This window comes from Streptomyces sp. NPDC002868 (genome assembly GCF_055563295.1).
On record NZ_JBVHDR010000002.1, the window covers coordinates 738604 to 758330 of the forward strand.

Here is a 19727-nt window from a genome sequence, read left to right on the forward strand (position 1 = left end):
ACAAAGGGAAGGTAGGGCCAAGATGCTGTCGGGCATGCGAATCCGCAGGTCAGGACTGATTGTCAGTGGTGGCCCGTAGCGTCTTCAGCATGCTGCGATCTAACGGGGAAGAACCCCCGAACCCCCCTGAGCAGGGGGTGCGCTGGACGTCGGATCAGGTGCTTGCACTGGCTCCTGACGACGCGTCACGCAGGGCGGGAAACAAACTCGGCACGGCCGGGCCGTGGTCCGGTGCGGGCAGCAGCGGCTCGGGGGCCGTGTGGGGCCTGTGCAAGGGCAGCGGCAGCAAGCCGTACCAGACGGTCGTCGACACCACGGGCCCAGCCTACAAATGCAGTTGCCCGAGCCGGAAGTTCCCGTGCAAGCACGCGCTGGGGCTGCTGCTGCTCTGGGCGGCGGACGAGGGCACCGCACCGGTCTCCACCACGCCGGACTGGGCCGAGGAGTGGCTTGAAGCGCGCAGAAAGCGCGCCACGGACAAGGAACAGAGCGACGCGGGGGCGGGACAGCCCGCGAAGACCGCCGACCCCGAGGCGGCCAGGCGCCGGGCCGAGCGCCGGGCGGGGCGGATCACCGCGGGGGCCACGGAGCTGGAGCAGCGGCTCACGGATCTGCTGCGCGGCGGCCTGGCCGCGGCCGAACAGAGGGGTTACGAACTGTGGGAGGAGACCGCGGCTCGCATGGTCGACGCTCAGGCACCCGGGCTGGCGGGCCGGGTGCGGGAGTTGGGCGCGATTCCGGGCTCGGGGCCGGGCTGGCCGCTGCGGCTGCTGGAGGAGTGCGCGCTGATCCATCTGCTGGACGAGGCGTGGCTCGGGCTGGAGAAGCTGCCGGACCCGTTGGCCGCGACGGTCCGCACCCGGGTCGGCCTCACCTCGACCGCCGAGGGACCGCCGGCCCGGGACGACTGGCTGATCCTGGCCCAGTACGACTCCTCCGACGGGAAGATCACCACGCGCCGTATATGGCTGTACGGACGCGGCTCCGGGCGTACGGCACTGCTGCTCTCCTTCCGCGCGGCGGGCCGCTCTCCGCAACAGGCGCTCCCGGTGGGGCTGATGATCGATGCCGAGCTCACTGCGTACACCGGCGCGGGGCAGCTGCGGGCGGACCTGGGCAAGCAGTTCGGCGCGCCCGTCCCGATCGGGTTCCCGCCGCCGGGCGGTCCGGCCGCGGCGGCCCTCGAGGCATACGGCAAGGCTCTGCGGGACGACCCCTGGCTGGACTCCTGGCCGTTCACGCTGAGCGGCGTCATTCCCACCCAGGCGGGCGAGGGGTGGCAACTGGCCGACGCCGACGGCGAGTCCGCGCTGCCCATCGCGCCCGGCGCGCTCTCCCGCCCCGGGCTGTGGAAGCTCGTGGCGCTCTCCGGCGGTGGCCCGGTCACCGTCTTCGGCGAGTGCGGCCACCAGGGCTTCACTCCGCTCGCCGCCTGGGTCGCCCGGCCCGAGGACACCACGGGTCCGGCCGAGACGATCCCGCTCATCTGAACGTACGGAGGACGTCATGACCAGCATCGTCAGCACCTCACTGTGGGAAGAGCTCGTCACCTCGGCCCTGCTCGGCACCGACCGCCGTACGCCGCCGGATGCCGTGCTGTCCCCGGGCAAGGACGCGCCGGTCGCGCTGTTGGACGCGGCGGCGGTCCAGACCGTACGGCGCAGGGCGGGACTGCTGCCCGCGCCCGCCGCCGACCGGCCGGAGCTCGCGCCGCACGACGCCCGCCCGCAGCTGCCCGCGGCCGCCCGGCGCCGGCTCGCCCAGTTGCTGGCGGACCGGTCCGCCCCGTCGCACGCGGGAGGACGGCGGGGTACGGCGCCCGATCTCACCGAGCTGCTCCCCCAGTGGCTGGCCGCGGCCAACGAGCACGGGTACCAGGCGCCGCCGTCCGTACTGCCCGCTGTCCTGGACGCGGCCCGTGCGCGTACGGATCTGCGGCCGCAGGCCCTCACTTTCGCGGGACCGCGCGGGCTGTGGCTGGCCCGGCTCAACCCGGAGTGGAAGTTCGCGCTGCGCGGCGCGTCCGGAAGCTCTGTGCTGCCGGACGCCGGTGACGCCGAGGCGGTCCAACGGCTGTGGGAGGAAGGACTGTTCGCCGAGCGGGTCGCGCTGCTGGCGGCGGTGCGGGTGCACGATGCGGGGGCGGCGCTGGCGCTGCTGACCGCGACGTGGGCGACGGAGCGGGCCGAGGACCGGCTGATGTTCCTCGACTCTCTGCGTACCGGACTGTCCGACGCGGACGAGCCGTTCCTGGAACAGGCCCTGTCCGATCGCAGCCGCAACGTCCGTGCCACCGCGGCCGAACTCCTGTCGGCGCTGCCGCACTCCGCACTCGCCGGGCGGATGGCGGCGCGGGCGGCGTCGTGCGTCAGCCTGGACCGCAGTGGCGACGCGGCGGTAGGCGTGGAGGCGCCGCACGAATGCGATGCGGGCATGCAGCGCGACGGGGTGGCGCCGAGCCCGCCGACGGGGCGGGGCGAACGGTCCTGGTGGCTGGGCCAGTTGGTGGAGGCGGCCCCGCTGTCCACCTGGCGGGGGCGGCTCGGCGGGCGTACGGCGCAGGAGATCGTCGCGCTGCCCGTCGCCGACGGCTGGGGCGAGGAGCTGCACGCGGCGTGGTGCCGGGCGGCGGTGCGGCAGCGGGACGCGGAGTGGTCCCGCGCCCTGCTCGGGGCGCCGGGCAACCCGCCGGACACCGGCCCCGGCACGTCGTCCCTCGCCGAACGGGCGAAGCTGCTCGCGACGCTGCCGGACGGTGAACGGGCGGTGTGGGTCGCGGAGTTCATCGCGGCGCACGGCCTGTCGGAGGCGTTCCAGCTGCTCGGCGTCTGCGCGGTGCCGTGGGGGGAGCCGCTCGGCCGATCGGTGGTGGACGCGCTGGACATCGCGCGCGAGGCGGGGAGTTACCCCTGGAGCTTCAGCGGGGTGATGGGCCTGGCGGAACGCTGCCTGGACCCGGCGGAGGCGAGCCGGCTGGAGCTGCTGACGGCGACGCCGGACGAGACGGAGGGGGCGTCGCCGGGGGCGGGGGGTTACTGGTCGGAGGCGTTTCAGCGGCTGGTGTCGACGTTGCGGTTGCGGGCGGCGATGCGGGTGGAGCTGGGGGGTGTGTGTTCCCCCACCCCACCCCTTCCCGAACCTGGGGGCTGATGCCCCCAGCCCCCCGGGCAGGGGGAGGTGGGCGTGGGGGCTTACGCCCCCACGCCCCCGGAAGCGGCAGCTTCGCGCCGCGCCGCGCCGGGCCCCAGTCGCAGGGAACGGGCACTGCATCCCCGCCAGGCGCCGCTGTCAGTCGACCGCAGACTCCCCACCCGGTGGCGTCGCCAGGCGCCCGCAGGGCACGGGGGTCACGTCTCGGCCGGCGTCGCCGGACCGCGTCAGGCGACCGCAGCCCCACCCGGCGTCGTCAGGCGGCGTCAGGCGCCCGCGGGCTGGCGGACGTTTGCGTTGACCCAGTCAACGATCGACGCCGTCGTCGCGCCCGGAGTGAAGATCTCCGCGACGCCCTTCTCCTTCAGCGGCGCGATGTCCGCCTCCGGGATGATGCCGCCGCCGAAGACCTTGATGTCCTCCGCGTCGCGCTCCTTCAGCAGCTCGATGACCTTCGCGAAGAGCGTGTTGTGCGCACCGGAGAGGATGGACAGGCCGATCGCGTCCGCATCCTCCTGGATCGCCGTGTCCACGATCTGCTCGGGGGTCTGGTGGAGACCGGTGTAGATGACCTCCATGCCCGCGTCACGCAGCGCCCGCGCAATCACCTTTGCCCCGCGATCATGGCCGTCGAGCCCCGGCTTGGCCACCACCACACGGATCGGACCAGTCACACCCATCACTGCCTCCACCTACCGACTGCGCCGCCCTGGGCACGGGTCCCGAACCGCAGCGGCCCGGGGAAGTGAACGAACGTTATCTCCAGCATCCCGCAACCCGCCGTTTCGCGGCCGATAGCGAGGGGGAAATCACACATGGGACAACTTAGCTATGCGTCGTACCCGCACCACGCGGCACACACGCCGCACCGCACCACCGCGGGGACGATCGCTACGGGAGCCGCTTCAGGGTTCGTAGCCCCGTGCCGTCAGCCGCGCGGCACGGCGTTACGACCTCTTCGGTACTGGCCCAGCACGGGCACAGGGCCTGAGTGGCACCCACGAGGGCACACGGGGGACGGAGCCGTCCTCCAGCGTGCCGTACGGGAGGTCGGCCATGAAGGCTTTTCCCTTCTTTCCGCTGTGTCTGCGCCCCGTGCGACACCTACAAATACCGGCCGTGCTGCTGCGCGCCGCCACCCTCGAGCTGGCGATCCTCGCCGGGCATCTGCTCCTCTACCCCGCCGGTCTCGTCCCGGAGCGTCGCGAACCCGACCCGGACCCCGCCCCAGGACCGAATCCCCAGCTCCCGACGCCCGGCGCAGACCGCCCGCCTGCCGTGCTCCTCCATGGCTTCGTGGACAACCGCTCCGTGTTCGTACTGCTGCGCCGCTCCCTCGCCCGGCACGGCTGGCGGCACCTCGAGTGCCTCAATTACTCCCCGCTGACCTGCGACATCCGCACCGCCGCCGAGCTGCTCGGCCGGCACATCGAGGAGATCTGCGCGCGTACGGGCCGGTCCGAGGTCGACATCGTCGGGCACAGCCTCGGCGGCCTGATCGCCCGCTATTACGTACAGTGCCTGGGCGGTGACCATCGGGTACGCACGCTCGTCACCCTCGGCACCCCGCATTCGGGCACCAGCGTCGCCCCGCTCGCCAGCGCGCACCCCATCGTGCGCCAGATGCGCCCCGGATCCGCCGTGATCGAGGAGCTGCGCATGCCCGCGCCCGGCTGCCGCACTCGCTTCGTGAGTTTCTGGAGCGACCTCGACCAGCTGATGGTCCCGGTCGAGACGGCCTGCATCGACCACCCGGACCTCATCGCGCAGAACGTACAGGTCAGCGGAATCGGGCATCTCGCGCTCCCGGTCCACCCGGCCGTAGCGGCCGGCATCCGGCAGGCGCTGGAGTCGAGCCAACCTGCGACCGGCACATCCGGCGCCGTTTCCGTCGCCTGATTCGGGCCCGACGGCGCGCGTCACCACGCCCAGCCCCGGCAGACCGGGTAACGAAATGTCGAACACTTTTCGAACGTAGAGCCAAAGCTGTGCCCACAGTCCGCCGAAAGGCATCCGAATGCCCCTTTCCTGATTGCCTAAAACCTGCCGAAGATTGTCGCCGTCGCATACCGCCGGGTACAGTCGCGCCACTGCTTTCCCTCTGGGACCCCTGCGCTCCACGGCCCCAGAACCCAGGTCCTGCTGCCGAGGCGAGAGAGAAGTTGGTGAACGACCAGCACGCCCACGCCGGGTACGACGGCTACTCCACTGGCAGCTTCGACACCGACCCGCTCTTCGGTGCGCTCCCTGGCAGTTACGAAGCCGGCAACAGTGGCCAGTACGACACCACCCAGTGGGACACCGGGTCGCACCAGACCTCCGGCTACGACGTCTACGCCACGCAGCAGGCACAACAGCCGCAGCAGGCGCAGCAATTCCCGCAGTACGAGACTCACGCGCAGTACGACGGCGCCGCCCAGTACGACGGCGCCGCCCAGTACGGCAGCACCGGCCAGTACAACACCACCGGCCACTACGACGCCGCCGCGGTCCAGTACGACACGACGGGCCAGTGGGACGCCGGCGCGTGGAACCAGACCGCGCAGACGGACCAGTACGAAACCGCCGCGGCCACATTCGCGTACGACACCACCGGACAGTGGGCGGCGCCCACCTTCGACACCGGCACGTACGACGCCACCGCCTGGAACACCGGCGCGGAAGCCGTCGTACCGCATGTACCGCAACAGTTCACGCCGGAGCATGAGTTCATCCCGGACCAGGACTTCAGCCCCGCGGCGCCCGCCGACCTCACCACCGAATTCCAGCCGGAGTTCCAGTCGGACCTCACGTACGAGTACGAGGAGTACCAGTACGAGGCCGAGCCTGAACCCGAGGCCCAGCCCGAGGCCGAGGCCGAGGGCGGACTCGAAGCAGAAGCCGGACTCGAAGCGGAAGCCGAACTCGACGGCGAATACGAGCTCGCGCCGGAACCCGAACCCATCGCCGCCGCGGTCATCCCCCGCCCCGTCCGCCGTTCCGGCGGGTCCCGCGGCCGTCGCCGCACCCCCGCGAAACGCTCCGCGCTCCTCACCGTCGCCGTGCCCTCCGCGTGTGTGATGGGCGTTGCCGGCATCGCCGCCGCCTCCGTCGGCAGCCTCGGCACCGGCGACACCAAGGGCGACAGCAACGTGGAAGCGGCCGATCCGTCCTCCCCCAAGGCGATCGCGGCCAACAACAAGATGGACACGCAGCTCGCCGCCCTCAGCGCCGACGCCCGCGACTTCGGCGACCGCGCGTCGCGCACCCAGGAACGCCTCGACCTGAAGGCGCGCCAGGAGGCGGAGAAAAAGAAGCGCGAGGAAGAGGCCAGGCGCCGCGAGGCGTTGCGCCCCAAGTTCGTACTGCCGGTGAACCGGGAAGGCCTGAGCGCGTACTACGGCCAGGCCGGCGTCAACTGGATGTCCGTGCACACCGGCATCGACTTCCCGGTGTCGTACGGCACCGAGGTGATGGCCGCGACCGACGGCACCGTCCGTACGCAGTGGAACAGCGCCTACGGCAACATGGCCATCGTGACCGCCGCCGACGGCACCGAGACCTGGTACTGCCACCTCAGCAGCACCAAGATCCGCTCCGGTTCGGTCAAGGCCGGTGACGTCATCGCGTACTCCGGCAACTCGGGCAACTCCACCGGACCGCACCTCCACTTCGAGGTACGGCCCGGCGGCGGCTCGGCGATCGACCCGCTGCCGTGGCTTCGCAGCCACGGCATCGACCCGACGTAAAAACGCCGATCCGAGCTCGGTCCGAGCTCGATCAGAGCTTTTCGACCGGCGCGTACCGCAGCAGCAGGCGCTTCGGCTTGGTGTCCCCGAAGTCGATCGTCGCCTGCGCGTCCGCGCCCGACCCCGTCACCTCCACCACGGTCCCCAGGCCGAACTGGTCGTGCGTGACGCGGTCTCCGACGGCCAGCGAGATCACCGGCTTGTCGGTCGTACGCCGCGTGGCGAAGCCCGAAGCACCGCCGCCCGCGCGTGAGCGCGAGGACGAGAGCGACGAGGCGATACCGGACGTCGGACCGGCGGGCGCGGCCATCGGACCGGTCCGCTTCCACTGCAGGTGCTGCCCGGGGATCTCCTCCAGGAAGCGCGAGGGCGGGTTGTACGAGGGCTGGCCCCAGGCGCTGCGCATCGACGACCGCGTCAGATAGAGGCGCTCGCGGGCGCGCGTGATGCCGACGTACGCCAGCCGCCGCTCCTCCTCCAGCTCCTTCGCCTGGCCGAGCGCGCGCATGTGCGGGAAGACGCCGTCCTCCATGCCGGTCAGGAACACCACCGGGAACTCGAGGCCCTTCGCCGTGTGCAGCGTCATCAGCGTGATGACGCCGGAACCGTCCTCGTCCTCGTCCGGGATCTGGTCGGAGTCGGCGACGAGCGCGACCTGCTCCAGGAACTCGGCGAGCGTGCCCGCGCCTTCCTCCTCGGCGCGGTCCTGCTCGAACTCCAGGGCCACGGCGGCCAGTTCCTGCAGGTTCTCGATGCGCGTCTCGTCCTGCGGATCGGTCGACGCCTGCAACTCGGCGAGGTAGCCGGTCCGCTCCAGGACGGCCTCGAGCACGGTGGCCGGTCCGGCGCCCGACTCGACGACCGTACGCAGCTCCTCCATCAGCACGTTGAACCGCTTGACGGCGTTGGCGGAGCGGGCCGCCATGCCGTACGCCTCGTCGACGCGGCGCAGCGCCTGCGGGAAGGTGATCTTCTCGCGCAGCGCGAGCGCGTCGATCATCGCCTCGGCTCGGTCGCCGATGCCGCGCTTGGGGACATTGAGGATGCGGCGCAGCGGGACATTGTCCTCGGGGTTGGCGAGAACTCGCAGATACGCGAGGACGTCCCGGACCTCCTTGCGCTCGTAGAAGCGCACTCCGCCGACGACCTTGTACGGCAGCCCGACCCGGATGAAGATCTCTTCGAAGACACGGGACTGGGCGTTCGTACGGTAGAAGACGGCGACGTCGCCGGCCTTCGCGTCGCCGGCGTCCGTCAGCCGGTCGATCTCGTCGGCGACGAACTGCGCCTCGTCGTGCTCGGTGTCGGCGACATAGCCGGTGATCTGCGCGCCGGCGCCGGCGTTGGTCCACAGGTTCTTCGGGCGGCGGCTTTCGTTGCGCTCGATGACGGCGTTGGCGGCGGAGAGGATCGTCTGCGTGGAGCGGTAGTTCTGCTCGAGCAGGATCGTCGTCGCGTCCGGGTAGTCCTCCTCGAACTGGAGGATGTTGCGGATGGTCGCGCCACGGAAGGCGTAGATCGACTGGTCGGCGTCGCCGACGACGCAGAGCTCGGCCGGGTCGTCGTCCGGGCCAGAGGGACCCACCAGCTCGCGTACGAGCGTGTACTGAGCGTGGTTGGTGTCCTGGTACTCGTCCACCAGGACATGGCGGAACCGGCGCTGATAGTGCTCGGCGACGTCCGGGAACGCCTGCAGCAGATGCACCGTCGTCATGATGATGTCGTCGAAGTCCAGGGCATTGGCCTCGCGCAGCCTCGCCTGGTACATCCGGTACGCCTCTGCGAGCGTCTTCTCGAAACCTCCCCCAGAGCCTTCGGCCTGGGAGGTACCCCCAACAGTCTGGTCGGCGAAGGTCTCCTCGTCGATCAGCTCGTTCTTCAGGTTCGAGATCTTCGCGCTGAAGGACTTCGGCGGGAACTTCTTGGGATCGAGTTCCAGATCACGGCAGACCAGGGCCATGAGGCGCTTGGAGTCGGCGGCGTCGTAGATCGAGAACGAAGAGGTGAAGCCGAGCCTCTTGGACTCCCGGCGCAGGATGCGGACGCAGGCGCTGTGGAAGGTGGAAACCCACATGGCGTTGGCGCGCGGGCCGACGAGGTGCTCGACGCGCTCCTTCATCTCGCCGGCGGCCTTGTTGGTGAACGTGATCGCCAGTATCTGGCCGGGGTGGACGCTGCGGCTGCCCAGCAGATACGCGATCCGGTGGGTCAGCACCCGGGTCTTGCCGGACCCGGCCCCGGCGACGATCAGCAGCGGCGAGCCGGTGTGCACGACGGCGGCACGCTGCTGTTCGTTCAGCCCTTCGAGCAGGGCGGCGGGGTCCACGACCGTGCGCGGGGCGCCGTCACGGTGGTACGGGTCCCGGGCCGGGGGGACGTCGTAGGCGCCCTGGAAGAGATCGTCAGGGATCTCCTCCGGGGCCGAGTCCTCGGGTGGCGGCGGGTGGTGCTCCGCGCTGGGCTGGAGGTCCGCCAGGAAGCTGTCGTCAAAGAGGCTGCTCATCGCTCTACGAGTCTAGGCCGCCGCACTGACAGCTCGCCGCCGCATTGGGTTACGACGGACGATGCACAGGACGTTTCGACGGGCGATTCGACGGGCGATCGACGCCGCGACTCTCCGTCATCGGCCTATACCATCGGGTCATCATTTGGGGGCGCCGGTTCGCCGATCGCCAAGGTCACGAAAATGTATCGGACATTTCGAACATCAACCTTCACAGCAGCCACACGAGTTGGCTAGCGTGCTCCCCCAAGGCGGCCCGTACCCCCATGGCGATCCACGCCAATCGGGCGGCCTGCGCCGAATTCGGGCTTTCCGCAAGGGAGTTCGGAACCGGGGACCCACCATGCACAACCGGGGTGAATCGGACCGCCTCACTCGGTCCGTAGGGCGATCTTCCGTTCCGCCCGAACCCGACAGCTAACCCGGTAGGCGGTCCACGGAAGAAGGAGATGCCGGCCTTGGCGTCGCATCGCAAAACGCGAAGTCGAACCGTAAAGACCTCCCCTGCCGTCGGGTTCACGACGGCAGCCCTCGCCTCCGTCACCCTGTTGTCGACGCAGAGCGCCAATGCCGCACCCGCCGAGCCGAAGCCCTCCGTCGAAGAGGTGCAGAAGAAGGTCGACGACCTGTACCGGCAGGCCGGCACAGCGACCCAGAAGTACAACAAGGCCAAGGAAGCGACCGAGGAGAAGCGCCGCGAGGTCGACGAGCTCCTCGACGACGCCGCCAAGCGCACGGACAAGCTGAACGAGTCCCGCCGGGAGCTCGGCACCTATGCGGCCGCGCAGTACCGCACGGGCGCGGTCACTCCGACCGCCGCGCTGCTCTTCGCGGACAGCCCGCAGGCGTACTTCGACCAGACGCAGCTGATGGACCGGATGACCGACCGTCAGCGCAGTGTGATCGACGACTACGAGACTCAGCGGGCCGCGGCCGCCGAGCAGCGCGCGGAGGCGACGAAAAGCCTCGAGTCGCTCACCCGCTCCCAGCAGGCCCTGCGCACCAGCAAGCAGGACGTCCAGGCGAAGCTCGCCGAGGCGCGCACGCTGCTGTCGAAGCTGACGGCCGAGGAGAAGGCGCGGCTCGCGGCGATCGAGCGCGAGAAGGAAGAAGAGGCCCGCCGCAGGGCCGAGGCCAAGGCCAAGGAGGAGGCGGAGGCCCGCGCGGAGGCCGAGCGCCTGCGCCAGGAGCAGGAACAGGAGCAGAACCAGGGCGGCAGCACGGGCACGGGCACGGGCACCGGGTCGGACACCGGCTCCGGTTCCACGGGCGGCGCCACGTACGCGGCGAAGGCCGAGAAGGTCCTCTCTTTCGCTCGCTCCCAGATTGGCAAGCCGTACGTCTGGGGCGCGTCGGGCCCGAGCTCGTACGACTGCTCGGGACTGACCCAGGCCGCCTGGAAGGCCGCGGGCGTGGACCTGCCGCGCACCACCTGGGACCAGGTGAAGGTGGGTGTGCGGGTCGAGACGAAGGATCTGCTCCCGGGTGACCTGGTCTTCTTCTACGACGACATCAGCCACGTCGGCATCTACATCGGCGACGGAAAGATGATCCACGCGCCCAAGCCGGGTACGAACGTCCGCGAGGAGTCGATCTACTACATGCCGATCTACGGCAGCGTGCGCCCGGCCTGAGACCGGTCAACGCACGAACGCCCGGGGCCGACACAGGCGCCCGGGCGTTCTCATGTCCGGCGCACGCCCGGCTCACGTCCAGAGCGTCGCGATGAAGATGTTCGCGACCGTCAGCCCGCCCACCGCGCCGAACAGCGCCTTGTCCACCTTCTCCTCGTCCCGCTTGACGTACACCAGGCCCAGGATCACAACCAGCACCGCCAGCTTGATGCCGACCTTCAGGTTGTTCACCGGCTGGTCGTCCGCCTGGTTCAGACCCACCAGTGCCACGCCCGTGATCAGCATGGTCAGCGCGCCGTGCAGCATCGCCGGGGTGAAGCGGGCCGTTCCCGCGCCCATCGCCTTCATCTGGGTGAGGAAGCCGCCGAGCAGCGACGCGATGCCGATGATGTGCAGGGCGACGAAGACATTGATGAGTACGTCCATGTCGCGGAGCCTAACCCTCCCCATAGCACCGATCTCCAGGCAGGTATGCCTCATTCGCCGCATCGGTCACAGCGGCACGGGGATCCGAGCCGGCACCATCAGTCGCGCTCTCAGAAAGCGCACCCACATGTCCAGCTTCGGGCAGTACCGGTCCACGCCTCATTCCCGTGACTCTCAGGTTTAGCGTCCTTCCTCAGGTGACCGACTCCCCACCGCCGCCGAGCTCCCGGGCGGCAGTCGGCCACCCCCGCCGAGAGATCCGGCGGCGGGCCGCTCCCCTGTGCGGGCCGCCGTCGGACTCGGCGGACTCGGCGTCGGATTCGGACCGCAGGGAAAACGGAAGGACGTGGACGCCCTCGTGGCAGCGCACCGGAAACCCAAGCAGCATCCGCTCAGCGGGCCCGCCGCCCGGACCGCCGCCACCCTCGCGCTCGCCGGCGCAGCGACCGCCACCGCGTTCGACGGCACCGGGCACGCCGAGCCCCGTCTCACTCCCGCACAGATCAAGGCCAAGGTCGACAAGCTCTACCAGGAGGCGGAGGCCGCCACCGAGAAGTACAACGGGGCCAAGGAGCAGACCGCGAAGGCCCGCGCGTCGCTGGAGCGGCTGCGCGAGGAGGCCGCCCGCAGGACCGATCGGCTCAACGCCTCACGCAATGCCCTCGGTTCGATCGCCACCGCCCAGTACCGCGCCGGTGGCATGGACCCGGGGGTGCAGCTCGCCCTCACCTCCGACCCCGACGAGTATCTGGAGCGGGCCGCGCTCACCGAGCGGGTCGGCACGCGGCAGGCGGACTCCATCGCCGGTGTGCACCAACAGCTGGTGGAGATCGCCCGGTTGAGGGCCGAGGCGGGCGAGCGCATGGACGGTCTCAAGGCCCGGCAGACCGAGCTGGCCAAGCACAAGGCCACCGTCCAGGACAAGCTCGCGGCCGCCGAACGTCTCCTCGCCGCGCTCACCGCCGAGCAGCGCGCCTCGTACGAGAGCTCGAACAGTGCGGAAAGCCCCGCGGATACGCGTGCCGACCGGTCAGCCGGCCCCCGCGGCTCCCTCGAGGCCCCCAACTCCCGTGCCGCCCAAGCCGTCGCGTACGCCTACGGAGCGCTCGGCAAGCCGTACGTCTGGGGCGCGACCGGGCCCGCCTCCTTCGACTGTTCGGGGCTCACCCAGGCCGCCTGGGGCTCCGCCGGGGTCTCGCTGCCCCGCACCACGTACACGCAGATCAACGCGGGCCGACGGGTCTCCCGTTCCCAACTCGCCCCCGGCGACCTGGTGTTCTTCTACTCCGGGATCAGCCACGTCGGCCTGTACGTCGGCGGCGGCCAGATGATCCATGCCCCGCGCCCCGGCGCCCCGGTCCGTGTCGCGCCGATCGACGAGATGCCCTTCGCGGGCGCGACCCGCCCCGTGTAAGCCGTCGGCCGAGTCAGACCGTAGATCAGACCCGTAGATCAAAACCGCAGGTCGGACCCACAGTTCAGAACCGCGGGTCAGAACCGCGGCCGCAGCTGCTGCGTCAGCCACTCGAAGGCGTACGGCAGCTGCCTGCTCCACACCGGAGTGACATGCCCGCCCTTCGTCGCCCGTACATCCACCTTCGTCGGCGGCTTGGCCGCCCGCTTCAGCGCAAGACCCGGCTCGTACCCGTCCGCGCCCTCCCCCGTCGCCAGCAGCGAGACCCGCGGCGGGGTCTTGGCCGACTTCAGGATGTGCAGGACGTTGTTCTCGACTCGCAGCTTCGGGTCCGCGGCCGTCAGCGAGCGGGACTCGGCGGCCGGGTCGTTGTAGCCGGAGAAGCTGACGGCCGCGCTGTAGCGGTCGGGGTGGGCGAAGGCCAGCTTGGCCGCGCCGTGCGCGCCCGCCGAGTAGCCCGCGATCGCCCAGTTCTCAGGTGCCAGCGACACCCGGAAGTTGTCGGCGACCATCTTGCGTACGTCGACGGTCAGCCAGCTGTCCGCATTCACCTTGCCCGGTATGTTCGCGTACCCGGTGTCCGCGTCGCCCAGCATGGTGCGCGGCGAGACCAGGATGAAGGGCGCGACCCTGCCCGACTCGATCAGCGGCTGCACCCGATCCTGGAACTTCAGCGTCCGGAACCAGTTCTTCGAGGAGCCGGGGAAGCCTGAAAGCACCTCTACGACCGGGAACTTCTTGTCGCGGTACGCGGGGTCGTCGTACTGCGGCGGCAGCCAGACGTACACCTCGCCCACGACACCCGAGATGGCGCCCTTGAGCTCGGTGCGCCGCAGACCGCTGCCGAGCGACGGGTCTTTGACCTTCTCCCACTTCTGGATCACCCTCGGCAGCGCGGAGATCTGCTTGCCGCCGGTGCCGTTCGGCCCGAGGTCGAGCGCCGAGTCGACATGGTCCGCCGTGCCGAGCAGGTCGTCCCAGCTGTCGTAGAGGCCATTGGCGTTGTTGACCGCCACGAACACCACCAGGACCGCCGTGGCCTGCGCGAAGAGCACCATGAGCAGCCGGCCGGCGCCCCGCACCAGGGCGGGTCCGCGCAGACGGCTCCAGAGCAGCAGCGGCAGCAGTACAGCGATCACGACCAGGCCGATCGTGACCAGGAAGAAGGTGTTCCCCGTCAAATTCATCACGCAGAACAAGAGGTGAACATGGCATGGACGGTTGCCCGGCTATGTACCAGTTACCTCACGATGGAGCCTAAACCAGACGTCGTGCCGTGGCCCATCGCGTCAGCTCGTGACGGTTCGACAGCTGCAGTTTCCGCAGCACCGCCGACACATGAGACTCCACCGTCTTCACCGAGATGAACAGCTGCTTCGCGATTTCCTTGTACGCGTAACCCCGCGCGATCAGCCGCAGCACCTCGCGCTCCCGCTGGGTGAGCCGATCGAGGTCCTCGTCCACCGGCGGCGCGTCCGTCGAGGCGAAGGCGTCCAGCACGAAGCCCGCCAGACGCGGCGAGAACACCGCGTCCCCGTCCTGCACCCGGAAGATCGAGTCGACCAGATCCGTGCCCGTGATCGTCTTGGTGACATAGCCGCGGGCGCCGCCCCGGATCACCCCGATCACATCCTCGGCCGCGTCCGAGACGGACAGCGCGAGGAAGCGCACCGGGTTCTCAGACGCCGCCATCAGCGAGGCACAGCGGCGCAGCACCTCCACTCCACCGCCGCCCGGCAGATGCACGTCCAGCAGGACGACCTCGGGCCGGGTCGCCGTGATCACGGTGACCGCCTGGTCGACGTCGGCGGCCTCGCCGACCACCTCGACGCCGGTGCGGTCGGTCTGGCCGATTTCGGCCTGCACTCCGGTGCGGAACATCCTGTGGTCGTCGACGAGCACGACCCGTACGCGCCGCTCGGCAGTCTCTCCAGCAGCCTCGGTCTCGGTCATTCGCCCGCCCTCTCCATCTCCAGCTCGACCTCGGTGCCCCCGCCGGGCACCGAGCGAAGCCGTGCCGTCCCGCCGTTGCGCTGCATCCGGCCGATGATCGATTCTCTTACGCCCATCCGGTCGCCGGGGACGGAATCCAGGTCGAAGCCCGGCCCCCGGTCCCGTACCGACACGAATACCGTGCGGCCCTCGACCTCGGCGTAGACCTGGACGGCCCCGCCCTCGCCACCGTACTTGGCCGCATTGACCATTGCCTCGCGTGCGGCTTGCATCTGTGCGGCCAGTTTCTCGTCCAGCGGGCAGTCGCCGACGACCACGACCTCCAGCGGGACGCCGTGCTTGTCCTCGACCTCGGCCGCGGCCTTCTTCACCGCCTCGGCGAGGGTGTCCGGTTCCTCGTCCTCGTCCTTGCCGTTGCCCTCCGGCTTGTAGAGCCAGTTCCGCAGCTCGCGCTCCTGGGCGCGGGCGAGGCGGCGCACTTCGCCCGCGTCGTCGGCGTTCCGCTGGATCAGGGTGAGGGTGTGCAGTACGGAGTCATGGACATGCGCGGCGACCTCCGCACGTTCCTGGGCCCGGATGCGCATCGTCCGCTCCTCCGAGAGGTCCTGGGTCATCCGCACCAGCCAGGGCCCGGCGAGCAGGGCCATGCCGGCGATGACGGCGATCGCCGCCGTCAGCACATTGCCGAGCTGGGCGGCGGACCCGCGTACCAGGATGAAGACGGTCAGGCCCATGCCGACCAGGGCCACGCCCGCGAGTGCGCGGCCGAGTTGGAGGAGCCTGCGGCGGCGGCCGACTTCGGTCCAGCGGGCCCGGCGAGCGTTGTCCGCCTGCCGCCAGACCAGCACCACACCGGCGCCGGTCAGCAGGATCGGCCAGATGTAGCGGCTGGCATTGCCGCCCATGTTCACATTGCCGACGAAGATCGCCGCGCCGATCATCAGCGCGACCAACGCGAACAGCTGCCCCTTGTCGGGCTTGCGCAGCCGGCGCCGGCCGTCGTCCGTGGTCTCGAAGACGGAACGCGGCTCGGCGGTCCTGCCGCCGACGCCGAGCGGCACGACTATCCAGAAGACGGCATACAGCAGCACGCCGAGGCCGTCGGCCATGAACAGGCCGAGGAAGACGAGACGGACCCAGATGACGGGCAGTCCCAGATGCCCGGCGAGGCCGCGCGCCACACCACCGAGCATCCGGCCGTCGGCGCTGCGGTACAGCTTGCGCAGCGGCTGCTCCTCCGGCGCGGGGGCGCGGGAGGGTCCGGCGGGTCGGGGCGTGGCGACTGGCATGCTCCGATCGTCACATGCGGGAGCGGGCCGGGGTATCAGGGTCCTCCCTTAAACCGACCCTGAAAGCCCTGGCCCGCGGCGGGCCAATATGCGACGGGCCAATATCAGGGAAGGGCCAGGGTCGGCGTGGGTGCCGTCCCGGCGCGGGGCCCGTCACCATGGACGTATGACACAGCCGACCACTCCGCCTCCTGCGAAACCGGACGCGCCGCCCGAGGCGCGTGCCGAGACGCAGCCGCTGCGTCGCACACCGAACCAGAAGGTTGTGGCGGGTGTCTGCGGCGGGCTCGGCCGGTACTGCGACATAGACCCGGTGATCTTCCGGATCGTGATCGGTGTGCTCTCCGTGACCGGTGGCATCGGCCTGATCTTCTACGGCTTCGCCTGGCTGCTGATCCCCTTCGAGGACGAGGAGGAGAACGAGGCGCGTCGCCTGCTGTCGGGCCGGGTGGAGGGCGCGTCGCTGACCGCCGTGCTCCTCGCCCTGATCGGCTGCGGACTGTTCCTGTCCATGCTGGGCAACAGCGGGACGCTCGCCTTCGCCGCCCTCCTCTCGGTCGCGGTCGTCGGCGCGTCGGTGTGGTCGCAGCGCCGCCGTGTCGCCGCCCCCGACGGTGCGCTGCTGGACGCCGCGACGGCGCACGCGGTGGCCGAGGCGCCACCCGAGACGAAGGCGCCGCCCGTCCCCGACAGCCCCTCCTGGTGGCGGGACCCGATCGTCAAGGACGGCACGACGGGCCCGGTGGCGACCGGCTATCTGTGGGGCCCGGAAGAGGCTGCGGCCCAGGCGGTCGCGGAAGCCGCCGCACCGCCCCAGCGGCGTCCTTCACCAGCTCCCCCGCAGACGCGCGGGCCGCGCGGAATCGGCGGCACCGTCTTCCTTCTCGCCCTGCTCGCGGGCGGTCTCGGTACCCGGCTCAGCTGGGACAGCAGTCCGCTGGGGACGAGTCTGCAGATCGGTCTTGTCTGCGCGCTGGCGGTGTTCGGGCTCGGCCTGCTGGTCAGCGCACTGCTGGGCCGTACCGGCTTCGGCACGATCATGATGACGGTGATCACGGCGGGTCTGCTGGCGGGGGCCGCCGCGCTCCCCAAGGACATCAGCACCCACTGGGCGCGTACGGACTGGAAGCCGGCCTCGGTGGCCGCCGTCCAGCCGCGGTACGAAATGGGCTCCGGCGTCGCGACCCTCGACCTCTCGTCCCTCGCCGTCCCCGCCGGGCAGACGGTGTCGACGAGGGCGGAGGTCGGGGCCGGTCAGCTCAAGGTCGTGGTACCGAAGGACGCGACGGTGAAGCTGCGGGTCGAAGCGGGCCTCGGCGACATCCGGCTCCCCGAGGACGCGGCGAACGACATCGACGTCGCCCCTGGCCAGGACCGGCAGAGCACCCTGCCCGCGCCGGCCGGCGCGAAGCCGTCGGGCACGCTGGAACTCCGCCTCGAAGTAGGCATCGGACAGGTGGAGGTGACCCGTGCCGCGTCGTGAACTCCGGCATGAATTCCGGCCGGGCAAGCTGATCGCGGGCCTCGCCGTGCTGGCCGTAGCGCTGCTGTACGCGGGCGATGCGGCCGGCTCCTGGCAGACACCCTGGTTCGTGGTCTTCCCGGTCGTCTTCGGCGGTCTGTTCCTGGCCGGGGCGGTGACCTGGGCGCACTACGGCATTCGGCGCCGCCGGTCGGCCAGAAGGGCGTCGAGCGAGAGGAACGAGGCCCCGGCGAGCACCAGCGGCAGCCAGGCCATCAGATAGGCGAGGTCATTGCCGTAGTAGTACGGCTCGGTCTGCCAGCTCACCGTCAGCCACAGGCTCAGCGAGATGAGAGCCCCGCCGAGCGCGGCGAGCCGGGCCAGCAGCCCGACGAGGATGCCGATGCCAACGGCGAGCTCACCGAGGGCAATCGCGTAGCCGAAGCCCTCGGGGCTCTTGAGCGCAAGGTCCACAAGAGCGGGCACGGCGGAGGTGTCGCGCACGCTGCGCATCAGATCGCCGACGGAGCCCTGGCCGCTCGCGGCCATGAACTGGCTGTCCGTGAGCTTGTCGATCCCCGCGTAGATGAAAGTCACGCCGAGGAAGAGCCGCAGCGGCAGAAGGGCGTAATGGCTCGCCCGGTCTCTCCAGCCGCCGCGCCGCCCGCCGTCGACCGTGCCGTAGTCGACCGTAGTCCGATATGTGTGTGTCATCGCTGGTCCCGCCTTCGGTAGACCCGTCAACTGACCATACGTACGACGAAGCCGGGCCGCTCACCAGCCGTGCGGCTCACTCTGTGACATTCAGGGGCGGGCGGAATCGGTCCGTTTGCGCCAGGTGGGTCAGTCCGTCACCTCGATGAGGCAGCGGTTGCTTTCCATCCCCGATGCCGTCACCACCTGGATGTTCACCGTCCCCGGCTCGACGTCCACGGGGACCGGCACGGTGAGCGCGGTGTCCGTCGGATTGGCGAAGCCACCGGGGACCGGGATCAGCGGGACATGGACATGAACCGCGCCGAAGCGCACGACCATTCGGGCGAGCCGGTCGGGCGTGCCCGCGCCCGGAGGCACGAAGCCGGCGCCGCGGATCTCGATGTCGTCGCCGGTACGGATGGGGGCGTCCAGATCCCCGGCCTCGCGGGCCCGGACGACCGAGAGCACGATCGGCCGGCCGCCCTCCGCGTACTTCCCCGCGAAGTACGTCGCCGCCGAGATCGCGACCAGCAGGGCAAGCCCCCACGGCAGATCGGGCAGCTGGTCGGGCCGGCGGGCGAGCCGTACCAGCGCGAAGACCGCCGCGACGGAGCTCACCAGCGCGTACTGCACATCCGCGAAGCTGCCGCGCCCGCTGTCGTCGCAGAGCAGATCCGCCAGACGCGGCCGGTCGGCGCGGATCTTCTGCAGCCGCTGGCCGGACACGCGTACGGCCACCACGCGGCGTACGACGACGGCGATCGCGCACACGAGCGCGAGGACGGACAGCATGCCCGCGCCACGGGCCAGGTCGAGTCCTTCGATCAGCGCGTCCCGTTCGGCGGTGGACGAGGCCCAGGCCAGCTGGAGGGCGAGCACCAGCACCGAGAAGACGACGAGCAGCACCCAGGCGGTGGCGACGGCGCGCGAGGTGGAGAGACGGTTGTCCTCGCCGATCAGCGGGGCGAGAAGGCCGCCGCGCGACCGGTGCAGGCGGGCCGCGCCGCTCAGCAGGGAGGCGACGACGAACGCGGCGAGCAGTCCGGACGTGCGGGCTCCGGTCCAGCCCGCGCCGATCGCGGTCAAGAACTGCCCGAGCGCGAGGGCGGCGAAGGCCGCCCAGACGACCAACAGCGAGCGCTGCCAGACCAGTTGGAGCCATGCCTCGCCCGCCTCGCGGCTGCGGTCGGCGACCGTGCGGGCCGACTGGGTCAGCTCGTCCGACACCCACTGGCGCGAGGCGCCCGGCGAGTGGGCGACGGCGGCCGGCAGCCCCTGCCCGGCGGCGAACTCGTCCCGCTTGGCGAGGAATTCGGCCACTGCCCGCCGATGCCCTTCGCGCGCGCCGTGCGTACATTCGTCGCACTGTCCCGCTTCTTGCACCGCCACGAGTGAAAGCCGCCTTCCGCGCCCCGTACTGACTGAACTTCCGTGTAATTCATGGGAATTGTGCCGTACGAAAGGGGCGCACG

15 protein-coding genes and 1 riboswitch are annotated in these 19727 nt (G+C 70.5%); of the genes, 7 read left to right on the forward strand and 8 right to left on the reverse strand.

Annotation, left to right across the window (positions count from 1 at the left end):
- Window positions 1-89: 89 nt before the first annotated feature.
- Both ACZ3H8_RS09300 and ACZ3H8_RS09305 read left to right on the forward strand, forming a co-directional pair.
- Window positions 90-1490, forward strand: coding sequence for an SWIM zinc finger family protein (locus ACZ3H8_RS09300; RefSeq protein WP_467399379.1), 1401 nt, complete (start codon window positions 90-92; stop codon window positions 1488-1490).
- A 16-nt stretch (window positions 1491-1506) separates the two neighbouring features.
- A complete protein-coding gene (locus ACZ3H8_RS09305) occupies window positions 1507-3150 on the forward strand; it encodes a DUF5691 domain-containing protein (RefSeq protein WP_467399381.1) in 1644 nt (547 codons plus the stop codon).
- 266 nt (window positions 3151-3416) lie between these two features.
- Here the strand turns inward: ACZ3H8_RS09305 and ACZ3H8_RS09310 are convergent, their stop codons facing one another.
- A complete protein-coding gene (locus ACZ3H8_RS09310) occupies window positions 3417-3830 on the reverse strand; it encodes a cobalamin B12-binding domain-containing protein (protein ID WP_307661610.1) in 414 nt (137 codons plus the stop codon).
- 376 nt (window positions 3831-4206) lie between these two features.
- On the opposite strand from ACZ3H8_RS09310, the gene ACZ3H8_RS09315 reads away from it, so the two are divergent.
- Together ACZ3H8_RS09315 and ACZ3H8_RS09320 are read left to right on the forward strand one after the other, a co-directional pair.
- Window positions 4207-5049 (forward strand): esterase/lipase family protein, encoded by an 843-nt coding sequence (locus ACZ3H8_RS09315; RefSeq protein WP_467399383.1) that lies wholly within the window; start codon window positions 4207-4209, stop codon window positions 5047-5049.
- 266 nt (window positions 5050-5315) lie between these two features.
- Window positions 5316-6878 (forward strand): M23 family metallopeptidase, encoded by a 1563-nt coding sequence (locus ACZ3H8_RS09320; protein WP_467399386.1) that lies wholly within the window; start codon window positions 5316-5318, stop codon window positions 6876-6878.
- A gap of 31 nt (window positions 6879-6909) precedes the next feature.
- Here ACZ3H8_RS09320 and pcrA read toward each other — a convergent pair whose 3' ends face one another.
- Window positions 6910-9381: a DNA helicase PcrA gene (gene pcrA, locus ACZ3H8_RS09325; RefSeq protein WP_467399388.1), complete on the reverse strand. Its 2472-nt coding sequence runs from the start codon at window positions 9379-9381 to the stop codon at window positions 6910-6912.
- Window positions 9382-9666: 285 nt separating this feature from the next.
- Window positions 9667-9828, forward strand: a riboswitch (cyclic di-AMP (ydaO/yuaA leader).
- Between the two features lie 2 nt (window positions 9829-9830).
- Between pcrA and ACZ3H8_RS09330 the strand changes: the two genes are divergently transcribed.
- Window positions 9831-11015, forward strand: coding sequence for a C40 family peptidase (locus tag ACZ3H8_RS09330; protein WP_467399391.1), 1185 nt, complete (start codon window positions 9831-9833; stop codon window positions 11013-11015).
- Between the two features lie 72 nt (window positions 11016-11087).
- On the opposite strand, the gene ACZ3H8_RS09335 is transcribed toward ACZ3H8_RS09330, so the two are convergent.
- The gene (locus ACZ3H8_RS09335; RefSeq protein ID WP_307661615.1) at window positions 11088-11441 is read right to left on the reverse strand and encodes a hypothetical protein; all 354 of its coding nucleotides are present in this window, start codon (window positions 11439-11441) and stop codon (window positions 11088-11090) included.
- Window positions 11442-11799: 358 nt separating this feature from the next.
- Here ACZ3H8_RS09335 and ACZ3H8_RS09340 point away from each other — a divergent pair, with 358 nt between their 5' ends.
- Window positions 11800-12855, forward strand: a complete 1056-nt coding sequence (locus tag ACZ3H8_RS09340; RefSeq protein ID WP_467399394.1) for a C40 family peptidase — start codon at window positions 11800-11802, stop codon at window positions 12853-12855.
- Window positions 12856-12932: 77 nt separating this feature from the next.
- Here the strand turns inward: ACZ3H8_RS09340 and ACZ3H8_RS09345 are convergent, their stop codons facing one another.
- The 3 genes from ACZ3H8_RS09345 to ACZ3H8_RS09355 form a co-directional block, all read right to left on the reverse strand.
- Window positions 12933-14042, reverse strand: a complete 1110-nt coding sequence (locus ACZ3H8_RS09345) for an alpha/beta hydrolase (protein WP_467399397.1) — start codon at window positions 14040-14042, stop codon at window positions 12933-12935.
- Window positions 14043-14112: 70 nt separating this feature from the next.
- The gene (locus ACZ3H8_RS09350) at window positions 14113-14808 is read right to left on the reverse strand and encodes a LuxR C-terminal-related transcriptional regulator (RefSeq protein WP_467399399.1); all 696 of its coding nucleotides are present in this window, start codon (window positions 14806-14808) and stop codon (window positions 14113-14115) included.
- Window positions 14805-16097: a PspC domain-containing protein gene (locus ACZ3H8_RS09355; protein WP_398991290.1), complete on the reverse strand. Its 1293-nt coding sequence runs from the start codon at window positions 16095-16097 to the stop codon at window positions 14805-14807. The genes ACZ3H8_RS09350 and ACZ3H8_RS09355 overlap by 4 nt, the downstream gene beginning before the upstream one ends.
- Window positions 16098-16263: 166 nt before the next feature.
- On the opposite strand from ACZ3H8_RS09355, the gene ACZ3H8_RS09360 reads away from it, so the two are divergent.
- Complete coding sequence (locus ACZ3H8_RS09360) at window positions 16264-17580, forward strand: PspC domain-containing protein (RefSeq protein ID WP_467399403.1); 1317 nt, start codon at window positions 16264-16266, stop codon at window positions 17578-17580.
- 168 nt (window positions 17581-17748) lie between these two features.
- On the opposite strand, the gene ACZ3H8_RS09365 is transcribed toward ACZ3H8_RS09360, so the two are convergent.
- Together ACZ3H8_RS09365 and ACZ3H8_RS09370 are read right to left on the reverse strand one after the other, a co-directional pair.
- Entirely contained in the window at window positions 17749-18273 is a 525-nt protein-coding gene (locus tag ACZ3H8_RS09365) for a DoxX family protein (protein ID WP_467399406.1), read from the reverse strand.
- Window positions 18274-18402: 129 nt separating this feature from the next.
- Window positions 18403-19644: a hypothetical protein gene (locus ACZ3H8_RS09370; RefSeq protein ID WP_467399408.1), complete on the reverse strand. Its 1242-nt coding sequence runs from the start codon at window positions 19642-19644 to the stop codon at window positions 18403-18405.
- Between the last annotated feature and the right edge of the window lie 83 nt (window positions 19645-19727).